The organism is Paracoccus tibetensis, assembly GCF_900102505.1.
GTDB classification, from domain to species: domain Bacteria; phylum Pseudomonadota; class Alphaproteobacteria; order Rhodobacterales; family Rhodobacteraceae; genus Paracoccus; species Paracoccus tibetensis.
Map to the genome: position 1 here is coordinate 70,497 of NZ_FMVT01000005.1, position 17,047 is coordinate 87,543.

General features: G+C 71.2%; 16 protein-coding genes. 5 read left to right on the top strand and 11 right to left on the bottom strand.

Translation table 11 applies throughout. From position 1 onward, the window contains the following. Window positions 1-28 precede the first annotated feature (28 nt). The 3 genes from BLP73_RS08205 to BLP73_RS08215 are packed head-to-tail and all read right to left on the bottom strand — an operon-like array spanning window position 29 to window position 2,519. Entirely contained in the window at window positions 29-427 is a 399-nt protein-coding gene (locus BLP73_RS08205) for a (deoxy)nucleoside triphosphate pyrophosphohydrolase (RefSeq protein WP_090742385.1), read from the bottom strand. Continuing rightward, a complete protein-coding gene (argJ, locus tag BLP73_RS08210) occupies window positions 424-1,677 on the bottom strand; it encodes a bifunctional glutamate N-acetyltransferase/amino-acid acetyltransferase ArgJ (RefSeq protein ID WP_090742388.1) in 1,254 nt (417 codons plus the stop codon). The genes BLP73_RS08205 and argJ overlap by 4 nt, the downstream gene beginning before the upstream one ends. After that, window positions 1,677-2,519 carry a peptidylprolyl isomerase gene (locus BLP73_RS08215; protein WP_090742391.1) on the bottom strand — a complete coding sequence of 281 codons (843 nt, stop codon included), beginning with the start codon at window positions 2,517-2,519 and terminating at the stop codon, window positions 1,677-1,679. The genes argJ and BLP73_RS08215 overlap by 1 nt, the downstream gene beginning before the upstream one ends. 210 nt (window positions 2,520-2,729) lie before the next feature. Here BLP73_RS08215 and secA point away from each other — a divergent pair, with 210 nt between their 5' ends. Next, window positions 2,730-5,447 (top strand): preprotein translocase subunit SecA, encoded by a 2,718-nt coding sequence (gene secA, locus BLP73_RS08220; protein WP_090742394.1) that lies wholly within the window; start codon window positions 2,730-2,732, stop codon window positions 5,445-5,447. A gap of 184 nt (window positions 5,448-5,631) precedes the next feature. Here secA and fmt read toward each other — a convergent pair whose 3' ends face one another. The 4 genes from fmt to def (BLP73_RS08240) form a co-directional block, all read right to left on the bottom strand. Then, window positions 5,632-6,525, bottom strand: a complete 894-nt coding sequence (fmt, locus tag BLP73_RS08225; RefSeq protein WP_090742397.1) for a methionyl-tRNA formyltransferase — start codon at window positions 6,523-6,525, stop codon at window positions 5,632-5,634. Between the two features lie 82 nt (window positions 6,526-6,607). Then, window positions 6,608-7,108, bottom strand: a complete 501-nt coding sequence (gene def / locus BLP73_RS08230; protein WP_090742400.1) for a peptide deformylase — start codon at window positions 7,106-7,108, stop codon at window positions 6,608-6,610. A gap of 1 nt (window position 7,109) precedes the next feature. Further along, window positions 7,110-7,547: a peptide deformylase gene (locus tag BLP73_RS08235; RefSeq protein WP_175453282.1), complete on the bottom strand. Its 438-nt coding sequence runs from the start codon at window positions 7,545-7,547 to the stop codon at window positions 7,110-7,112. A gap of 40 nt (window positions 7,548-7,587) precedes the next feature. Further along, a complete protein-coding gene (gene def, locus BLP73_RS08240) occupies window positions 7,588-8,109 on the bottom strand; it encodes a peptide deformylase (RefSeq protein ID WP_090742406.1) in 522 nt (173 codons plus the stop codon). Window positions 8,110-8,181: 72 nt separating this feature from the next. Between def (BLP73_RS08240) and BLP73_RS08245 the strand changes: the two genes are divergently transcribed. The 3 genes from BLP73_RS08245 (at window position 8,182) to BLP73_RS08260 (ending at window position 11,090) form a co-directional block, all read left to right on the top strand. Continuing rightward, entirely contained in the window at window positions 8,182-9,363 is a 1,182-nt protein-coding gene (locus BLP73_RS08245) for a MalY/PatB family protein (protein ID WP_090742408.1), read from the top strand. 175 nt (window positions 9,364-9,538) lie between these two features. Beyond that, the gene (locus tag BLP73_RS08250) at window positions 9,539-10,501 is read left to right on the top strand and encodes an acetyl-CoA carboxylase carboxyltransferase subunit alpha (RefSeq protein WP_090742411.1); all 963 of its coding nucleotides are present in this window, start codon (window positions 9,539-9,541) and stop codon (window positions 10,499-10,501) included. 358 nt (window positions 10,502-10,859) lie between these two features. After that, entirely contained in the window at window positions 10,860-11,090 is a 231-nt protein-coding gene (locus BLP73_RS08260) for a hypothetical protein (RefSeq protein ID WP_139165918.1), read from the top strand. Between the two features lie 76 nt (window positions 11,091-11,166). Here the strand turns inward: BLP73_RS08260 and BLP73_RS08265 are convergent, their stop codons facing one another. The 3 genes from BLP73_RS08265 to BLP73_RS08275 are packed head-to-tail and all read right to left on the bottom strand — an operon-like array spanning window position 11,167 to window position 13,558. After that, window positions 11,167-11,961 carry a lysophospholipid acyltransferase family protein gene (locus BLP73_RS08265; protein WP_090742420.1) on the bottom strand — a complete coding sequence of 265 codons (795 nt, stop codon included), beginning with the start codon at window positions 11,959-11,961 and terminating at the stop codon, window positions 11,167-11,169. Next, entirely contained in the window at window positions 11,958-12,839 is an 882-nt protein-coding gene (locus BLP73_RS08270; protein WP_175453294.1) for a cell division protein FtsX, read from the bottom strand. The genes BLP73_RS08265 and BLP73_RS08270 overlap by 4 nt, the downstream gene beginning before the upstream one ends. 44 nt (window positions 12,840-12,883) lie before the next feature. Further along, window positions 12,884-13,558 (bottom strand): cell division ATP-binding protein FtsE, encoded by a 675-nt coding sequence (locus BLP73_RS08275; protein ID WP_090742423.1) that lies wholly within the window; start codon window positions 13,556-13,558, stop codon window positions 12,884-12,886. Window positions 13,559-13,666: 108 nt separating this feature from the next. Here BLP73_RS08275 and BLP73_RS08280 point away from each other — a divergent pair, with 108 nt between their 5' ends. Next, the gene (locus BLP73_RS08280; RefSeq protein WP_090742426.1) at window positions 13,667-14,512 is read left to right on the top strand and encodes a zinc-ribbon domain-containing protein; all 846 of its coding nucleotides are present in this window, start codon (window positions 13,667-13,669) and stop codon (window positions 14,510-14,512) included. 4 nt (window positions 14,513-14,516) lie between these two features. Here BLP73_RS08280 and BLP73_RS08285 read toward each other — a convergent pair whose 3' ends face one another. Continuing rightward, window positions 14,517-16,979, bottom strand: a complete 2,463-nt coding sequence (locus BLP73_RS08285; protein WP_245686601.1) for a DUF4175 domain-containing protein — start codon at window positions 16,977-16,979, stop codon at window positions 14,517-14,519. Window positions 16,980-17,047 lie beyond the last annotated feature (68 nt).

Sequence of the window (17,047 nt, forward strand, 5' to 3'; positions counted from 1 at the left end):
GCCAAGAGCTATCGCCAAAAGTGCGACCTTATAGCCACATTTGCAGGACAGGAATGAGTGGAAGGTCCGCCGGCGGCATCGGGTAGCGTCGCAAATCCGTCGCACGGACCCAAGCCAGGCGCTGCCCCTCGCGCGGGGTGACGATTCCCTGCCACTTGCGGCAGGCGAAGAGCGGCATCAGCAGGTGGAAGCTCTCATAGGCATGGCTGGCGAAGGACAGGGGCGCGAGGCAGCTGTTCCAGGTCTGGATGCCCAGCTCCTCGTGCAGCTCGCGGATGAGCGCGGCCTCGGGCGTCTCGCCCGGCTCGACCTTGCCGCCCGGAAACTCCCACAGGCCGGCCATCGACTTGCCCTCGGGGCGCTCGGCCAGCAGGACGCGTCCATCGGGGTCGATGAGCGCGACTGCAGACACGAGGACGATCTTCACGAACGATAGTCCGCGTTGATGTCGATGTAGCCGTGGGTCAGATCGCAGGTCCAGACCGTGCGGGCGCCCGTCCCGAGGCCCAGATCGACGGCGATCCGCAGCTCGGGGTTCTTCATGTAGGCGCTGGCGGCGGCCTCGTCATAGCCGGGGGCGCGCCAGCCGTTCTCGGCCACGACCAGATCGCCGAAGGCGATCCGTAGCCGGTCGCGATCCGCCGCGGCCCCGGACTTGCCGACGGCGGCGACGATGCGGCCCCAGTTGGCGTCCTCGCCGGCGATGGCCGTCTTGACCAGCGGCGAGTTCGCGATGGACATGGCCACCCGCTGTGCGTCCTCGGTCGAGGCTGCGCCCGTCACCGCGATCTCGACGAACTTGCTCGCCCCCTCGCCGTCGCGGACGACCTGATGGGCCAGATCGCGCATGACGCCGTGCAGGGCCGCCACGAAGGCCTGCCCCGCCGCACCGTCCAGATCGGTGATCGGCGCGGCCGGGCTCTGCCCCGTCGCCGCCAGGATCAGCGCGTCCGAGGTCGAGGTGTCGCTGTCCACCGTGATGGCGTTGAAGGTCGTGTCGAGCCCCGAGGCGAGCGCCTGCTGGAGCAGGGGCGCCGGGATGGCGGCGTCGGTGAACAGGTAGACCAGCATCGTCGCCATGTCGGGCGCGATCATGCCCGAGCCCTTGGCGATGCCGGCGATGCGGATCTCGCCGCCCTCGCCCGCGACGCGCGCGGCCGCGCCCTTGGGGAAGGTGTCGGTCGTCATGATCGCCCGGGCGGCATCCGCCGCGCCCGCCGCGTCCAGCCGCCCCGCCAGATCGTCCACGACGGCTAGGATGCGCTCATGCGGCAGGGGCTCGCCGATGACGCCGGTGGAGGAGGAGAAGACCCGCCGGCGCGGCAGGCCAAGCGCCTCGGCCACGGCCCCGGTCACGGCATCGACGGATGCCTGCCCGCGCGCGCCGGTGAAGGCGTTCGCGTTGCCCGAGTTGATGATGATCGCCGCGCCCTCCGGCGCATCCCCGCCCTCGGCCAGCTTGGCCTGGTTGTCGAGGATGTTGGCCGCGCGGGTCGAGGATCGGGTGAAGGCGCCGGCCAGCGTGCTGCCCGCCGCGATGCGGATCAGCGTCACGTCGGTGCGGCCCTGGTACTTGATCCCCGCCGCCGCGCTGGAGAAGGTCACGCCCTCGATCACCGGCAGCGCCGGAAAGGCGGCCGGCGCGAGGGGCGAGACGGGAAGCCCCGACTTGCCCATCACTCGGCCTCCAGCAGGTCCACGGCGTTCATCCGCGCAGGATCGACACCCTCGGTCTTCTGGATGTCGGCGCCAGTCACGAGGCGCTCGATCTCGCCCTCGACGCGCTCGCGCAGCACCATCTGCGAGATCTGCTCGCGCACCTCCTCGAGGCCGGGCGCCTCGCGCAGGCGCGTCTCGTTCAGGCGGATGACGTGCCAGCCGAACTGCGTCTGCACCGGCTCGGAGATGCCGCCCGGCTCCAGTCCCGTCACGGCCGCGGCGAAGGGCTCGACCATCTGGTCGGGCGTGAACCAGCCCAGGTCGCCGCGATTGGGCCCCGACGGCCCGGTGGAGAGCTGCTCGGCCACGTCGCCAAATTCCTCGCCCGCGTCCAGACGCTCCTTGGCCGAGGTCGCCTGCTCCTCGGTCTCGACGAGGATATGGGCGGCGTTGTACTCGGTCACCGGCTCGGTCGTGGCGAACATGCGGTCATAGGTGGCGCGGATCTCCTCGTCGGTCGGCTCGGCCTCGGCCATCTGCGTGACGGCGGCGCTGGCCAGCGTGTTGCGGCGCTGAAGCTCCAGCTGGGCGCGCACGCCCGCGTTCTCCTCGCCGGCGGCGGCGACGGCGGTCTGGCGGATCAGCTGGTCCAGCATCATGTCCCAGAGCGCGCGGTCGGGCAGGTTCGCCATGTTCGGATCGGCCATCGACTGGCGCATCACGATCATCTGCCCAAGTGTGATCGGCTGGCCGTTCACCGTCGCGACGACGCTGTCGGCCTCGCTGTCCTGCGCGAGAACCGGCGCGGAGAGGAGCGGCACCGCGATCACGGCGGTGACCAGAAGGAACGGTCGAAGCATCAGGGAACCCCTTGCAGATCAGGGCCGGGACGCCACGTGGGTCCGGGCCAACATTGACAGTCAGGCAGCTGGGGCCTACATCCCGATCCAGCTCCGTGGAAGGCGCCGCCGCCGCGTTCGTTCAGGCCCCTGATACGGCAATGCGGTCGGTGCGGGCAAGTGGCCCGCGGCAGATGCGCCTTTCCCAACAACGTGAATGCGAAGGGTGACATGCTCGGCATCGGAAATCTGGCGAAGATGGTCTTTGGCACGCCCAACGACCGCAAGGTGAAGGCAACGCGCCCGCTGGTCGCGCGCATCAACGCGCTGGAGGACCAGTTCCGGGCGCTGCCCGACCAGGGCCTGATCGACAAGACCGCCGAGCTGAAGGCCCGCGTGGCCGGCGGCGAGAACCTGGACGCGATCCTGCCCGAGGCCTTCGCCAACTGCCGCGAGGGCGCGCGCCGCGCGCTTGGCCTGCGCGCCTTCGACGTGCAGCTGATGGGCGGCATCTTCATGCACGAGGGCAACATCGCCGAGATGAAGACCGGCGAGGGCAAGACGCTGGTCGCCACTTTCCCCGCCTACCTGAACGCGCTGTCGGGCAAGGGCGTCCATGTGGTGACGGTCAACGACTACCTCGCCAAGCGCGATGCGGACTGGATGAGCAAGGTCTATCGCCAGCTCGGCATGTCCTGCGGCGTCGTCTATCCCTTCCAGCCCGAGGCCGAGAAGCGCGAAGCCTATGCCTGCGACGTGACCTACGCCACGAACAACGAGCTGGGCTTCGACTACCTGCGCGACAACATGAAGGGCTCGGTGGCCGAGATGGTCCAGCGCGGCCACAACTTCGCGATCGTGGACGAGGTCGACTCGATCCTGATCGACGAGGCGCGCACGCCGCTGATCATCTCGGGCCCGTCGCAGGACCGCTCCGAGCTGTACAAGGTGCTGGACAAGTACATCCCGCAGCTGGGCGAAGAGCATTTCAAGCTGGACGAGAAGGCCCGCAACGCGACCTTCACCGAGGAAGGCAACGAATATCTCGAGCAGCGCCTGACCGCGGATGGCGTCCTGCCCGAGGGCCAGACCCTCTATGACCCGGAATCGACGACCATCGTCCACCACGCGAGCCAGGCCCTGCGCGCCCACAAGCTGTTCCTGAAGGACCAGCACTACATGGTGCGCGACGGCGAGGTGATGCTGATCGACGAGTTCACCGGCCGGATGATGAAGGGCCGCCGCCTGTCGGACGGCCTGCACCAGGCGATCGAGGCGAAGGAGGGCGTAGACATCCAGCCCGAGAACGTGACGCTGGCCAGCGTGACCTTCCAGAACTACTTCCGCCTGTATGAGAAGCTGGCCGGCATGACCGGCACCGCCTCGACCGAGGCCGAGGAATTTGCCGAGATCTACAAGCTGGGCGTAGTCGAGGTGCCCACCAACCGCGGCATCGCCCGGATCGACGAGCATGACCGCGTCTACCGCACCGCGCAGGAAAAATACGCGGCCGTGGTCGAGGCGATCAAGGAGGCTCATGCGAAAGGCCAGCCGACCCTCGTCGGCACGACCAGCATCGAGAAGTCCGAGATGCTGTCCGCGATGCTCAAGGCCGACGGCATCCCGCACAACGTCCTCAATGCCCGCCAGCACGAGGCCGAGGCGCAGATCGTCGCCGATGCCGGCAAGCCCGGCACCGTGACCATCGCCACCAACATGGCCGGCCGCGGCACCGACATCCAGCTGGGCGGCAATGTCGAGATGAAGGTGATGGAGGCGCTGAAGGCCGAGGAAGGCGCCCATCCCGACGAGATCCGCGCCCGGATCGAGGCCGAGCACGCCGCCGACAAGCAAAAGGTGCTAGACGCGGGCGGTCTCTTCGTCCTCGGCACCGAGCGGCACGAGAGCCGCCGCATCGACAACCAGCTGCGCGGCCGCTCGGGCCGTCAGGGCGATCCCGGCCGTTCGCTGTTCTTCCTGTCGCTGGAGGACGACCTGATGCGGATCTTCGGGTCCGACCGGCTGGACAAGGTGCTGTCCACGCTCGGGATGAAAGAAGGCGAGGCGATCGTCCACCCGTGGGTGAACAAGTCGCTGGAGCGCGCGCAGGCCAAGGTCGAGGGCCGCAACTTCGACATCCGCAAGCAGCTTCTCAAGTTCGACGACGTGATGAACGACCAACGCAAGGCCATCTTCGGCCAGCGCCGCGAGATCATGGACAGCGAGGAGGTCGGCGAGATCACGGCCGACATGCGCCACCAGGTGATCGACGACCTGGTCGAGGACCACATGCCGGCGAAGTCCTATGCGGACCAGTGGGACGCGGACGGGCTCAAGGCGGCGGTGCGCGAGCGGCTGAACATGAACCTGCCGATCCCGGACTGGGCGGCCGAGGAAGGCGTCGACCAGGAGGCGATGCGCGAGCGTATCACGCAGGCGGTCGACACCTACATGGCCGAGAAGGCCGCCGCCTTCGGTCCCGAGACGATGGCCAATATCGAAAAGCAGGTCCTTTTGCAGATGATCGACCAGAAATGGCGCGACCACCTGCTGACGCTGGAGCATCTGCGCTCGGTCGTGGGCTTCCGCGGCTATGCGCAGCGCGACCCGCTGGCCGAATACAAGACCGAGGGCTTCCAGCTGTTCGAAACGCTGCTGGACGGGCTGCGCTTCGACGTGACGCAGCGCCTGGCGCAGATCCGGCCGCTGACCGAGGCCGAGCGCGAGGAGATGCTGCGCCAGATGGCCGAGCAGCAGAAGGCCGCGCAGCAGAACCTGACGGCCGAGCACGGCGGCGAGGCGCAGGCCGAGGGCGAGGCGGACCGCCCGGTCCCGCTGAACCCGGCCTTCGACGAGAACGATCCCTCGAGCTGGGGCACTCCCTCGCGCAACGACCCCTGCCCCTGCGGCTCGGGCAAGAAGTTCAAGCACTGCCACGGCGCGATCTGACGCGCCGCGGGTTTGCGTCCCGCGCCGGCTCGCGCGCGCCGGGCGGGGGCGAGCCCCGCCACGGCCGCGCGCGACGAGCCGCTCTTCGCGCGCCTCGGCTCGCCCCAAGCGCGGCCGTCTGCCTGACAACACATTGGTGAAGACGCCAGAGCCACTATTGTCAGTGGTGACCTGAACCCCTGCCTCAGCCGAGTTGCGCCGGCAGGGTCCAGCCGCGCAGCAGCTCTTCGGCGGCCATCGGCCGCTTCCCAGCCCGCTGCGCCTCCAGCACCTCCACCGCGCCACTGCCGCAAGCGATGCGGAAGCCGCCAAGGACCGCGCCCGGCGCGCCCGATCCCGCGGCAAGACGCGTGCGCAGCAACTTCACGCGCTCGCCCTCGATCTCGCACCAGGCGCCGGGAAAGGGCGAGAGGCCGCGCACCAGCCGGTCCACCTGCTCCGCCGGACGGCGCCAGTCGATCCGCGCCTCGGCCTTGTCGATCTTGGCCGCATAGGTCACGCCCACCTCGGGCTGCGGCACCGCCGGCAGCGGAAGCCGTTCCAGCACGTCGCGGATCAGCGCCGCCCCCATCCCTGCCAGCCGGTCCAGCAGATCGCCCGTCACCTCATCACGCCCGATGGCCGTGCGCGCCTCGGCCAGCACCGGACCCGTGTCCAGCCCCGCCTCCATCTGCATGATCGCCACGCCCGTCTCCTCGTCCCCCGCCATGATGGCCCGATGAATGGGCGCCGCCCCGCGCCAGCGCGGCAGGATCGAGGCATGGATGTTCAGGCAGCCAAACCGCGGCGCCTCCAGCACCGGCACCGGCAGGATCAGCCCGTAAGCCACCACCACCGCCACATCCGCCCCAAGCGCGGCAAAGGCCTCCTGCGCGCCCGCATCCTTCAGCGACACCGGATGCCGCACCTCCAGCCCCAGCTCCTCGGCCGCCGCATGGACCGGCGAGAGCCGCGCCTTCTGCCCCCGCCCTGCCGCCCGCGGCGGCTGCGTGTAGACGCAGACAACCTCATGCGCCGCCGCCACCGCCCGCAGCGCCGGCACCGAGAACTCGGGCGTTCCCATGAAGATCACGCGCATCGCGACATCCTTTCACCTGTGCACAAATATCCCGCGGGGGAATCCTCCGCAGGAGGATGGGGGCGCGAAGCCCCCGCCGCCCTCACCGCCGCGCCAGCTTGGCCGCCTTAGCGACCAGCATCTTGCGCCGAAGCGGCGTCAGGTGGTCGACATAGAGCGTCCCGTCCAGATGGTCGATCTGGTGCTGCACGCTCGTCGCCCAGAGGCCGACGAAGTCCCGCTCCTCGATCTCGCCGCCCGCGTTCAGGAACCGCACCGTGACCGCGCGCGGCCGCTCGATCCGGGCGGAGACGCCGGGCAGGTTCGGGCTCGCCTCCTCATGGGCGCGCAGCTGGACGCTGGCGTGAAGCACCTCGGGATTGGCCATGCGGACCGCCTGTCCCCGGCCGGGCGAGGCGTCGACGACGGCAAGCCGCATCATGATCCCGATCTGCGGCGCCGCCAGCCCTACGCCGGGCATCGCCTCCATCGTGTCGATCATGTCGTCCCAGATCATCTCGACGGCCGGCGTCACCGCCTCGATCGGGGTCGCCACGCGGTGCAGACGCGGGTCGGCATATGGCAGGAACGGCCGCACGGCCATGTCAGAACCCTCCGATGAAGCGGCCGCCCAGGATGTCGATCTGCTGCTGGACCAGCCGCGCCTGTGCCCCGGCCATGTCGCGCCGGCAATGGATCCCCGCCGCGTCGTACCAGCCGATCGAGACGTCCTCGACCCGCACGGGCGCGGCCTCGCCGCCCGGCCAGCAGAGGCACTGCTCGGCCCGTGCGACCGGCGCGCCGCGCACCGCCAGAAGCTCGGGGTCGCACAGGACCAGCGGACCTTCCTCGCCCGCCTCCAGCAGCAGGACCAGCCGCCGCGGCACGCCGATCTGCGGCGCCGAGATGGCCAGGCCTCCTGCCGCCAGCAGCGTCGCCAGCAGGTCCGCCGCCAACGCCCGCAGCGCATCCGGGCCCAGATAGCCGGCCGGCTCGCAGATGCGGCGCAAGACGGGGTCGGGACAGATTAGAAGCGGACGCACCGTCCCGCGCCCGAGGGGCGCGCGGGACGCAGGGTCTGTCTCAGGCGCGGGCATTTTCCCGCTTCAGCTTGACCATCCGCCGCGTGATCATCTGCCGCTTGATGGCCGACAGGTGGTCGATGAACAGCACCCCGTTCAGATGGTCCAGCTCGTGCTGCGCGCAGGTCGCCCAGAGCCCGTCGAAATCCCGCTCATGCGTCCTGCCGTCGAGGCCGAGCCAGCGCAGCCGAACCTCGGACGGGCGCGTGACCTCGCCATATTGCTCGGGGATCGACAGGCACCCCTCCTCGTAGCTGCTCAGCGCCTCCGAGACCGACACGACCTCGGGATTGACCAGCACATGCGGCTCGGGCTCGGCATCCGGCTCGCGGTTCGCGTCCATCACGAAGACCCGGGACAGGACGCCGATCTGCGGCGCGGCAAGGCCGATGCCCGGCGCGTCGTACATCGTCGCCAGCATGTCGGCGGCCAGCGTCTCGATCTCGGGCGTGATGCGCGCCACGGGCGCGGCGACCTTCTTCAGGCGCGGGTCGGGATGGATCAGGATGCGTCGCAGGCTCATGCAGCGCGATTTAGGGCAAGCCTTCACCATAAGCAACAAGCCGCATATGAAGAGCCAGGCACAGGAGGCTCAATGACCCAGGATTTCGACGAGATCATCGACCGCCGCGGCACGCGCTGCAGCAAATGGGACGACATGGAGGCCGCCTATGGCGTCTGCGCCGATGACGGGCTGGCGATGTGGGTGGCGGACATGGACTTCCGCCCGCCGCAGGCCGTCCAGAAGGTCGTCGAGGCCGCCGCCGCCCACGGTGTCTACGGCTATCCCGGCGCGAACCGACCCTATCTGGACGCGATCGCCTGGTGGATGCAGACCCGCCACGGCTGGACCATCCAGCCCGACTGGATCCTCAGCTGCGCCGGGCTTGTCAATGCCGTCGGCATGGCGATCGCCGCCTACACGGCGCCGGGCGAGGGCGTCATCGTGATGAGCCCCGTCTATCACGCCTTCGCCCGCACCATCCGCGCCGCCGGCCGCGAGCTGCGCGAGCTGCCCCTGAGGATCGAGGACGGGCTCTACCGCATGGACTGGCCGGACTGGGAGGGGATGCTGAGCGGGAACGAGCGGATGCTGATCCTCTGCTCGCCGCACAACCCGGGCGGCCGCGTCTGGTCCGAGGCCGAGCTGCGCGAGGTCGCCGACTTCTGCACCCGCCATGACCTGATCCTCGTCTCGGACGACATCCATGGCGACCTCGTCCTGCCGGGCAGCCCGCGCCACCGGATGATCGCCGACCTCATCCCGGGCCTCGCCCCGCGCCTCGTCACCCTGACGGCCGCCACCAAGACCTTCAACATCGCCGGCGCCCATATCGGCAACGCGATCATCGCCGACCCGGAGCTGCGCGCCCGCTTCCGCACGGCCCTCAGCGCCGCCGGCGTCTCGCCCGGCTTTCTCGGTGCCGACATGGTCGCCGCCGCCTACTCGCCCGAGGGCGCGGCCTGGGTCGATGCGCTGACGCGCTATCTCGACGGCAACCGCCAGATCTTCGACGCCGCCATTGCCGCCATCCCCGGCCTCGCCTCGATGCCCTTGCAGGCGACCTACCTCTCCTGGGTGGACTTCTCCGGCACCGGCATGGACGAGGCCGAGATCATTCGCCGCGTCCAGTCGGGTGCCCGCATCGCCGCCAATCACGGCGCCAGCTTCGGCCGCGGCGGAGACAGCTTCCTGCGCTTCAACCTCGCCACCCCCCGGTCCCGGGTCATCGAGGCCGCGGACCGCCTGGCGCAGGCCTTCAGCGACCTGCAGTGACCCATCTTCTGTGCCGAAATATCCACGGGGGGTGAATTGGCCGCAGGCCAAGAGGGGGGCAGGCAGCCCCCCTTCCGCCGCCCGCGGCCCTGGCCGCGAGCCGCGTCCCCGCGTTGCACAGCCGCGCGGCGCGGCCTATATAGCGCCAACCCGCCCCCTGCCGAAGGCATGCCGCATGGTCTATCTGGATTTCGAAAAACCGCTCGCCGACATCGAGGGCAAGGCCGAGGAACTTCGCGCCATGGCCCGCAAGGGCGAGGGGGCCGTCGATGTCGAGAAAGAGGCCGAGGCGCTGGACCGCAAGGGCCGCGAGCTGCTGGACGAGCTCTACCGGACGCTCGACCCCTGGCGGAAGACGCAAGTCGCCCGCCATCCCGACCGGCCGCATTGCCGCGACTATATCGAGGCGCTTTTTACCGAATACACGCCCCTGGCGGGCGATCGCGCCTTTGGCGACGACCATGCGGTGATGGGGGGGCTGGCGCGGTTCAACAACGCGCCCTGCGTCGTGATCGGGCATGAGAAGGGCAACGACACCCGCTCGCGCATCCACCACAATTTCGGCATGGCCCGCCCCGAGGGCTATCGCAAGGCGATCCGCCTGATGGACATGGCGCACCGCTTCAAGCTGCCGGTCGTCACGCTGGTCGACACGCCCGGCGCCTATCCCGGCAAGGGCGCCGAAGAGCGCGGGCAGTCCGAAGCCATCGCCCGCTGCACGATGAAATGCCTCGAGATCGGGGTGCCGCTGGTCAGCGTCATCATCGGCGAGGGCGGCTCGGGCGGGGCCGTGGCCTTTGCCAGCGCCAACCGCATCGCGATGCTGGAGCATTCGATCTACTCGGTGATCTCGCCCGAGGGCTGCGCCTCGATCCTGTGGAAGGACGCCGACCGGATGCGCGACGCGGCCGAGGCGCTGCGCCTGACGGCGCAGGACCTGCACAAGCTGGGCGTCGTGGATCGCATCGTGGACGAGCCCGTCGGCGGCGCGCAGCGCGAGCCGGCCGCCGCCATCGCGGCCGTCGGCGAAGAGATCGCCGCCATGCTGGACGAGCTGGCCTCGATGTCGCCGGCCGAACTGGTCCGCGACCGCCGGCAGAAGTTCCTCGCGATGGGCGCGCATTCGCTGGCGGCCTGAGGCCGTCCCGCCGCAATCGATGACCCTCACCTGTGGCCCGCCGGCCACAGGGCGCCTCGCTCTGCGACGCGATGTCGCAGGACGGCTTGCGGATCTCGCCGCGGCTCGTCCATCATCCCGCCTGCCCGACACGTCTTCGCGAAAGGAGGGGCCGCATGAACAGCATGAACGCCACCTTCGCCTCGCGACGCGATCAGCGACGCCGCGCCAATCAGACGCCGCAGACCGCCTGACGGGCAAATCCGACCGATGACATGACAAGGACCACCGCCACCGGCGGGTGATCCCTCGTGCCGTCATTTTCCTGAAAGCCAGTATCCGACCGCTCGGGCGATGCCCGGCCGTCATGGAGAGCACGATGATCGCACATGCGCATCCGCGGGCCAGAGAGCCGCGCCCGGACATCCACCGCCTGATCCTGCGTCATGGACGGGCCTCGGTCACATGGGCCCTGATCCGGGCGCTGCTGCTGCCACGGCGGCGGCGGCCGAGGCCGCCCGATCCCTACCATCTCAGCCCGCACATGCGGCGCGACATCGGCCTTCCGCCCGCGCCGCCGCATGTGCCGCGCTACTACGAGCTGCGCTGATCTTGCGTCCCGCGGCCGCGGGGGGACGTCGCGTCCCCCCGCACCCCCCTGCGGGATATTTGCGGACCAAAGCAGGTCAGGCCATGGCGCTGTCCGGCCGCGGCAGCATCAGGCCGGCCTCGGCCATGAGGCGGTCGCTCTCGGTCTCGATCTCGGCCTCGAGGCGGGGCATGAAGGCCTCGGCCGGCAGGTCCGGCCCGATGGGCGGCAGGAACTCGACCACCGCGCGGCCGGGGCGGATTCCCCAGCCCTTCTTCGGCCAGAACATGCCCGCGTTGACCGCGACCGGGACCACCGACAGGCCGGTGGCCGCGCGGATCGTCGCGACGCCGTGCTTGTAGGGGCGGCGCTGGCCCGGCAGGGTCCGCGTGCCCTCGGGGTAGATGATGAGCTGGCCGAGCCCGTCCGTGGCGAGGCGCTGGTTGATCTCGGCGCTCATGACGGCGAGGGCGTCGCGGCCCCTGCCCCGGTCGATCGGGATGCAGCCGACCTTGCGCGCGTACCAGCCCATGATCGGCACGCGCATCACCTCGCGCTTCATGATGAAGGCGCGGCGGGGGACGGCATGGGCGATCACCAGGATGTCCCAGAAGCTCTGGTGCTTGGCGGCCACGATGCAGTCGCCGGTCGGCGGCGTGCCGCGCACCTCGCAGGTGATGCCCAGGTGCAGCCGCGCGGCCCAGATCATGTAGCCGATCCAGCGCGTCGCGACCCGGTTGGCTCCGGCCCGCCCGTGGCGGATGACCAAGGGAATGCCGCCGAGGCCCATCACCAGCGTCGCCAGCGCGACATGGATGTAGAAGAGCGCGTTCTGCACATATTGCCACGGCCCGAGCGCGCCCGGCCGCGGGCTCTGCGACGCCCGGCTCATCTGACCGCGCCCAGCATCTTCAGCGCCGCCCATCGCGTGGCGACGAAGCCGACACCCGCGGCGATGAACGGGATCAGCAGCGGCAGCAGCCAGCCCCAGCCCTGGAAGCCGAGGCCGGTCAGGAAGCCGCCGGCGGCGGTTGCGTCCGGCAGGAGCGCGATGCCCGCCATGCCGGCCAGCGTCCCGATGGTCGAGCCGATGGCGGCGCGGCGCGTGAAGCGGCGCACGAAGGCCGTGGCGATGGTGATGTCGCGCGCCCCGATCAGGCGCAGCACTCGAATGACCTGCCCGTTCGCCGCCAGCGCCGCCTTGGCCGCAAGCGTGATCATCGCCGCCGAGGCGGCCCCGATCAGCAGCAGCGAGACGATCCCGAGAAAGCGCAGCCGCTGCGCTGCCGAGACCAGCGGCCGTCGCCAGGCGCTGTGATCGTCCAGCACCGCGCCGGGGGCCTCGGTCTCCAGCCTGAGGCGCAGGCCCTCGGTGTCGAAGTCGCGCCCCGTGACCGGCAGCTCGATCAGCGCGGGCACCGGCAGCGCGTCGACCGGCATGTCCGGCCCGAACCACGGCTCGAGAAGGGCCGCCACCTCGTCCTGCGGCAGCCGGCGGGGCGCGCCGGCGCCCGGCGTCTGATCGAGCACGCTCAGCGCCGATTGCACCCGCGCCTCCTGCTCGGCCGCGGCGGCGCTGACGCGCACGGTGACGCTGCCGGCCAGCTCCTGCGACCAGCGGTCCGCCAGCCGTCCCGTCGCCAGCGCCAGCGCCAGCGCGAAGACCGCGAGGAATGCCATCGCCGCCGCCGAGAACAGCGTCAGTTGCGCCGTGAAGCCGGTAGGCGGCACGATCCGGTCGCCCTTGCCGCCCTCGCCCCCATTCACCAGCCCGCGCCAGAGCGCGCGGAGGTTCAGCCCCTTCAGATCCCGCCTCACAGGTCCGCCCCCGCCAGATGCAGCGTGCCGCCCGAGATCCGCAGCACGCGCGCCGAGACCTGCGCCTTGGTCGCGCGGATCAGGTTCAGGTCATGGGTCGCGACCAGTACGGTCTTGCCCGATTTGTTCAGCTCGATCAGCAGCTGCATGAGCCGCATCGACATCTCCCAGTCCAGATTGCCCGTCGGCTCGTCCGCCAGGACAAGGTCCGGCGACAGGATCACCGCCCGCGCCAGCGCCGCCCGCTGCCGCTCGCCGCCCGAAAGCGAGGGCGGCAGGGCGCGCGCATGGCCGGCCAGCTGCACCCAGCCCAGAAGGTCGCGCAGCGCGTCCATGTCCACCGGCTCGCCCGCCACGCTGAGCGGCAGGGCCACGTTCTCGGCCAGAGGCAGGTGGTCGAGGAATTGCGGGTCCTGGTGGACGACGCCGATCCGCCGCCTGAGCGCGGCGATCCCGTCCCGGTCCAGCCCGCGCAGGTCCTGCCCGAAGGCGCCCATCTGCCCGCTGGTGGGGATAAGGTCGGCATAGCACAGGCGCAGAAGCGTCGTCTTGCCCGAGCCCGAGGGACCCGTCAGGAAATGGAACATCCCCGGCTGAAGGCTGAGCGTCATGTTCGACAGCAGCGGGGCCCCGCCCTGATAGCCGAACCCGACATCCCGCATCTCGATCACGCGCCACCTCATTCTCTGGGGCCATTCTGCCGCGGCCCGCCCGCCGGACATCTTGGAAGCCGGCCCCGCGCTTGATAGAACAGCCGGGAGGCGATTACGAGGGTCGGCATGGCTGAAATTAGGTTGATCTGTCCCGGCTGCGCCGCGGAATACCGCCTGCCATCCGACGCCATCCCCCCGACCGGCCGCGAGGTCGAGTGCAGCGCCTGCGGGCATCTGTGGCAGGCCCGCCCGCCGCAGCCGGCGCCGCTGGACCTGGGTGATTTCGCCGCACCCCGCGCCGAACCGGCGAGGGACGGCGCGCGCGAGCAGCTGCGCCCGATCCCGCCCGCCGCGGCGCGCCTGCCCAGCAGCGTTCTCGACATCCTGCGCGGCGAGGTCGAGCACGAGCGCCGCCTCCGCGCGGCCGAGGCCGAGGCGCAGGGCCGGCAGCCACCGGTCGCCGCCCCGGCCGCCGAGGCCGAGAGCGGCGCCGCGGCCGAAGCCGAGCCGGACTGGCCGGCGACCACCGTCACGATGCCCGCCGGCGGCACGCGCGAGCTGATCACCGGCCCGCAGCACGCAAACCCTCAGCCCGCGACGCGCGCCCGTCCCGCGCCGCGCCCGGAGCAAGCCCTTGAGGCGGCGCCGCCCGCCCCTCCGGCCGCGGCGCCGGTGATCCGGCACGCCGCGCCGCCCGTCAGCGTCGCGGCCGAGGCGCCTCGCAGCCCTGCCTATGGAGGTCCAGCCAATGCTGGTCCTGCCGAGCCGCGGCCGCGCGCGCGGCCGGATGCGCAGCGCACCGGCTTCGGACTTGCGGTGATGCTGGGCGCTGCGGCGCTGGCGCTGTATCTGCTGGCCCCGAACCTCGCGCAGAACGGAGGCCCGATCGGCCAGCGCCTGATGGAGCTGCGGCACGAGGTCGATCGCGGACGGCTGTGGCTTCAGGACCAGACGGGCGCGCGGCCCGGCTGAGCGCCTAGAACCGGTCGAGCAGCCGGCCGAGGTAATCCCGCTCGGCCCGCGGCCGCTCCTGCTGGCCGCTGCGGCGCCGGATCTCGTCCAGAAGGTCGCGCGCGCGCTGCGCGGGGTCCAGTCCCTCGGCCAGCGGGTCGCCCCCGGTGATCATGTTGCCGTTGCCCGGACGCTGCCGGCCCAAAGGATCCAACATCGAGCGGCCGTCGAAGGCCGTCTCGCCGCCGCCCGGCCCGCCCTGCCCCGGCTGCTCGCCCGGCTGCTGGCCATCCTGCCCCTCGCCCTCGCCCGCCTGCTGCTGGCCCTCGCCCTCGCCGGACAGCATCTCGCCGAGCGCGCGCATCCCCTCGCGCATGGACTGGATCGCGTCGGCCTGCCGCTGCAGCGCCTCGCTGCCGTCGCCCCGGCGCAGCGCGTCCTCGGCGTCCTGCATGGCGCGGCCCGCCTCGTCCAGCTGGCGCCGCGCGCGATCGCCCTGCTCCGAGCCCTGCCCCGGCAACAGGCCCTGCTGGCGCCCCAGATCCTCGCGCAGCTCGCGCTGCCGCTCGGCCAGCTCCTCGCCCGAGGGCGCATCGCCCGACTCGCCGCCCTGACCGCCCTCGCCGAATTGGCGCTGCATGTCGCGGAAGGCCTCGTCCGACAGGCGCTGCTGCTCGCGCAGCGTGTCGGCCAGGCGGTTCATCGGCTGGCTGCCCTGCCCGCTGCCCTCGCCGCCCTCGCCCTGCTGGACCTGAAGGTTCTCCATCATCCGGTTGAACTGCTCCAGCAGGGCCTGCGCCTCGGCCATGCGGCCCTCGTTCATCAGGCGCTGGATCTCGTCCATCATCTGCTGGATCTGATCGCCCGTGATCTGCTGGCCCTGCTGACCGCCACGGTCGGGCTGGTCGGTGCCGTCCCGCTGCTCGGCCTGCTCGGCCAGCATCTGCGTGTAGGCGTCGGTCGCCTCGCGCAGCTCGTCCATCAGGCGCTGGATCTCGTCGGGGCTGGCGCCGTTGCGGATCGCCTCGGACAGCTTCTCCTGCGCCTCGCGCATCCGCGCCAGCGCGTCGGCGAGGCCGCCATCCTCCAGCTGCACCGCCGCCTCCCACAGCGCCGCGGCCAGCCGGTCCCGCGCCTCGGGGCTGAAGGCGTCCCCCTCCAGCACGCCCACCGCGCCGCGCAGATCGGCATAGAGATCGTCCGCGACGAAGCCCTCGGGCTGCCAAGTCAGCGCGCGCAGGATCTCGGCGCTGCGGCCGGCATTGCCGCGCGACCACAGAAGATCGCGCCGCATCTCGATCAGCGCCGAGGCAAGCGGGTTGAAGAAGCGCCGCCCCGGCAGCTCGAGCCGCATGGGCGCGACCTCGCCGACCTGCTCGATCCCGTCGACCGCGCGCAAGGTCAGGGTGACCGGCAGGTTGGCCCAGGGGTGCTGGGCGAGGTCCTCGACCAACTGGCCCTGTACCTCGCGCCGGTCGCCGCGCGGCATGGGCAGCGCCAGCTCGATCGCCTCGCGCGGCTCGGGGCTGGTCGCAAGGCCGTTGCGGCGATCCACCGCCGCCAAGTCCAGCGCGATCACCGCATCGGCATGGCTGACGCCGAAATCGTCGGTGGCACTGAAATCCTGCATCATCCGGCCGTCGGCCCGCCGCGTCGGCGCCGCCCCCGCGCGGATCGCCGGCGGCAGGTCGGCCAGCACGGTCACGTCGAAGCGCCGGCCGGTGACCTCGATGAGCCCGTCCACCTCCGCCCGGAAGCGCGGCGCCAGCGCGTCCTCCGACTGCGCGGGCCCGATGTCCTGCGAAACCTCGCCGCCGCCATAAAGGCGGAAGGACACGACCGTTCCCTTGGGAAGCACCAGCGCCTCGCCCTCGGGCCAGGCGTTGAGATAGATCGTCGGCCGCCGGGTATAGGCGGGCGGCTCGGCCCAGCCCTCCCAGCTCGGCCCCGAGGGCAGCGCCACGCCCCCGCCCGGAGGCGCCACCGTCGCCGCGATGGCCTGGATGCCCTGCCCCATCTGCCCCGGCCCGCCGAAGATCAGCGCCATGACCAGCGCCACCATCCCGGCCAGCCGCAGCGCATAGGGATCGCGCGGCGCCAGATCGGCCCGTCCCGGCACCGCGCGCGCCGCCTCGGCCGCCCGCGCCATCTGCGCCAGATGCGCCTGCCACAGCGCCCCCTCGCCGCCGATCGCCGCGCGATCCGCCAGCGCGGTCAGGGGCCGGCCCGGCAGCGTCCGGTCCAGGCGCAGCACGACCTCCGCGGCCCGCACCCGCCGGAAGCGCCAGCCGCCCCAGCCCGCGGCAAGCACCACGGCCAGCAGCCACAACCCCGCCGCCCAAGGCAGCGCCGCCGGCGGCAGCGCCGCCGCAAGCCCCAGCCACAGCACGGCGAATCCCGCGCAGAGCAGCGTCGCCAGCGGCCAGAAGGCCCGTGCCCCCCGCTCCCACAGCAGCCCCCACCGCGTCAGCCGCAGCGCCCGTGCCACTCTCTCCTGTGGAAAAATATCCTCGGGGGTCCGGGGGCCCGAGGCCCCCGGTCCTGCCGTCGCATCGC

Coding starts and splice junctions, on each gene's coding strand:
- argJ (WP_090742388.1), bottom strand. CDS start 1,677: ATGGGCAAGTCGGGGCTTCCCGTCTCGCCCCTCGCGCCGGCCGCCTTT.
- BLP73_RS08215 (WP_090742391.1), bottom strand. CDS start 2,519: ATGCTTCGACCGTTCCTTCTGGTCACCGCCGTGATCGCGGTGCCGCTC.
- secA (WP_090742394.1), top strand. CDS start 2,730: ATGCTCGGCATCGGAAATCTGGCGAAGATGGTCTTTGGCACGCCCAAC.
- fmt (WP_090742397.1), bottom strand. CDS start 6,525: ATGCGCGTGATCTTCATGGGAACGCCCGAGTTCTCGGTGCCGGCGCTG.
- def (WP_090742400.1), bottom strand. CDS start 7,108: ATGGCCGTGCGGCCGTTCCTGCCATATGCCGACCCGCGTCTGCACCGC.
- def (WP_090742406.1), bottom strand. CDS start 8,109: ATGAGCCTGCGACGCATCCTGATCCATCCCGACCCGCGCCTGAAGAAG.
- BLP73_RS08245 (WP_090742408.1), top strand. CDS start 8,182: ATGACCCAGGATTTCGACGAGATCATCGACCGCCGCGGCACGCGCTGC.
- BLP73_RS08250 (WP_090742411.1), top strand. CDS start 9,539: ATGGTCTATCTGGATTTCGAAAAACCGCTCGCCGACATCGAGGGCAAG.
- BLP73_RS08260 (WP_139165918.1), top strand. CDS start 10,860: ATGATCGCACATGCGCATCCGCGGGCCAGAGAGCCGCGCCCGGACATC.
- BLP73_RS08265 (WP_090742420.1), bottom strand. CDS start 11,961: ATGAGCCGGGCGTCGCAGAGCCCGCGGCCGGGCGCGCTCGGGCCGTGG.
- BLP73_RS08280 (WP_090742426.1), top strand. CDS start 13,667: ATGGCTGAAATTAGGTTGATCTGTCCCGGCTGCGCCGCGGAATACCGC.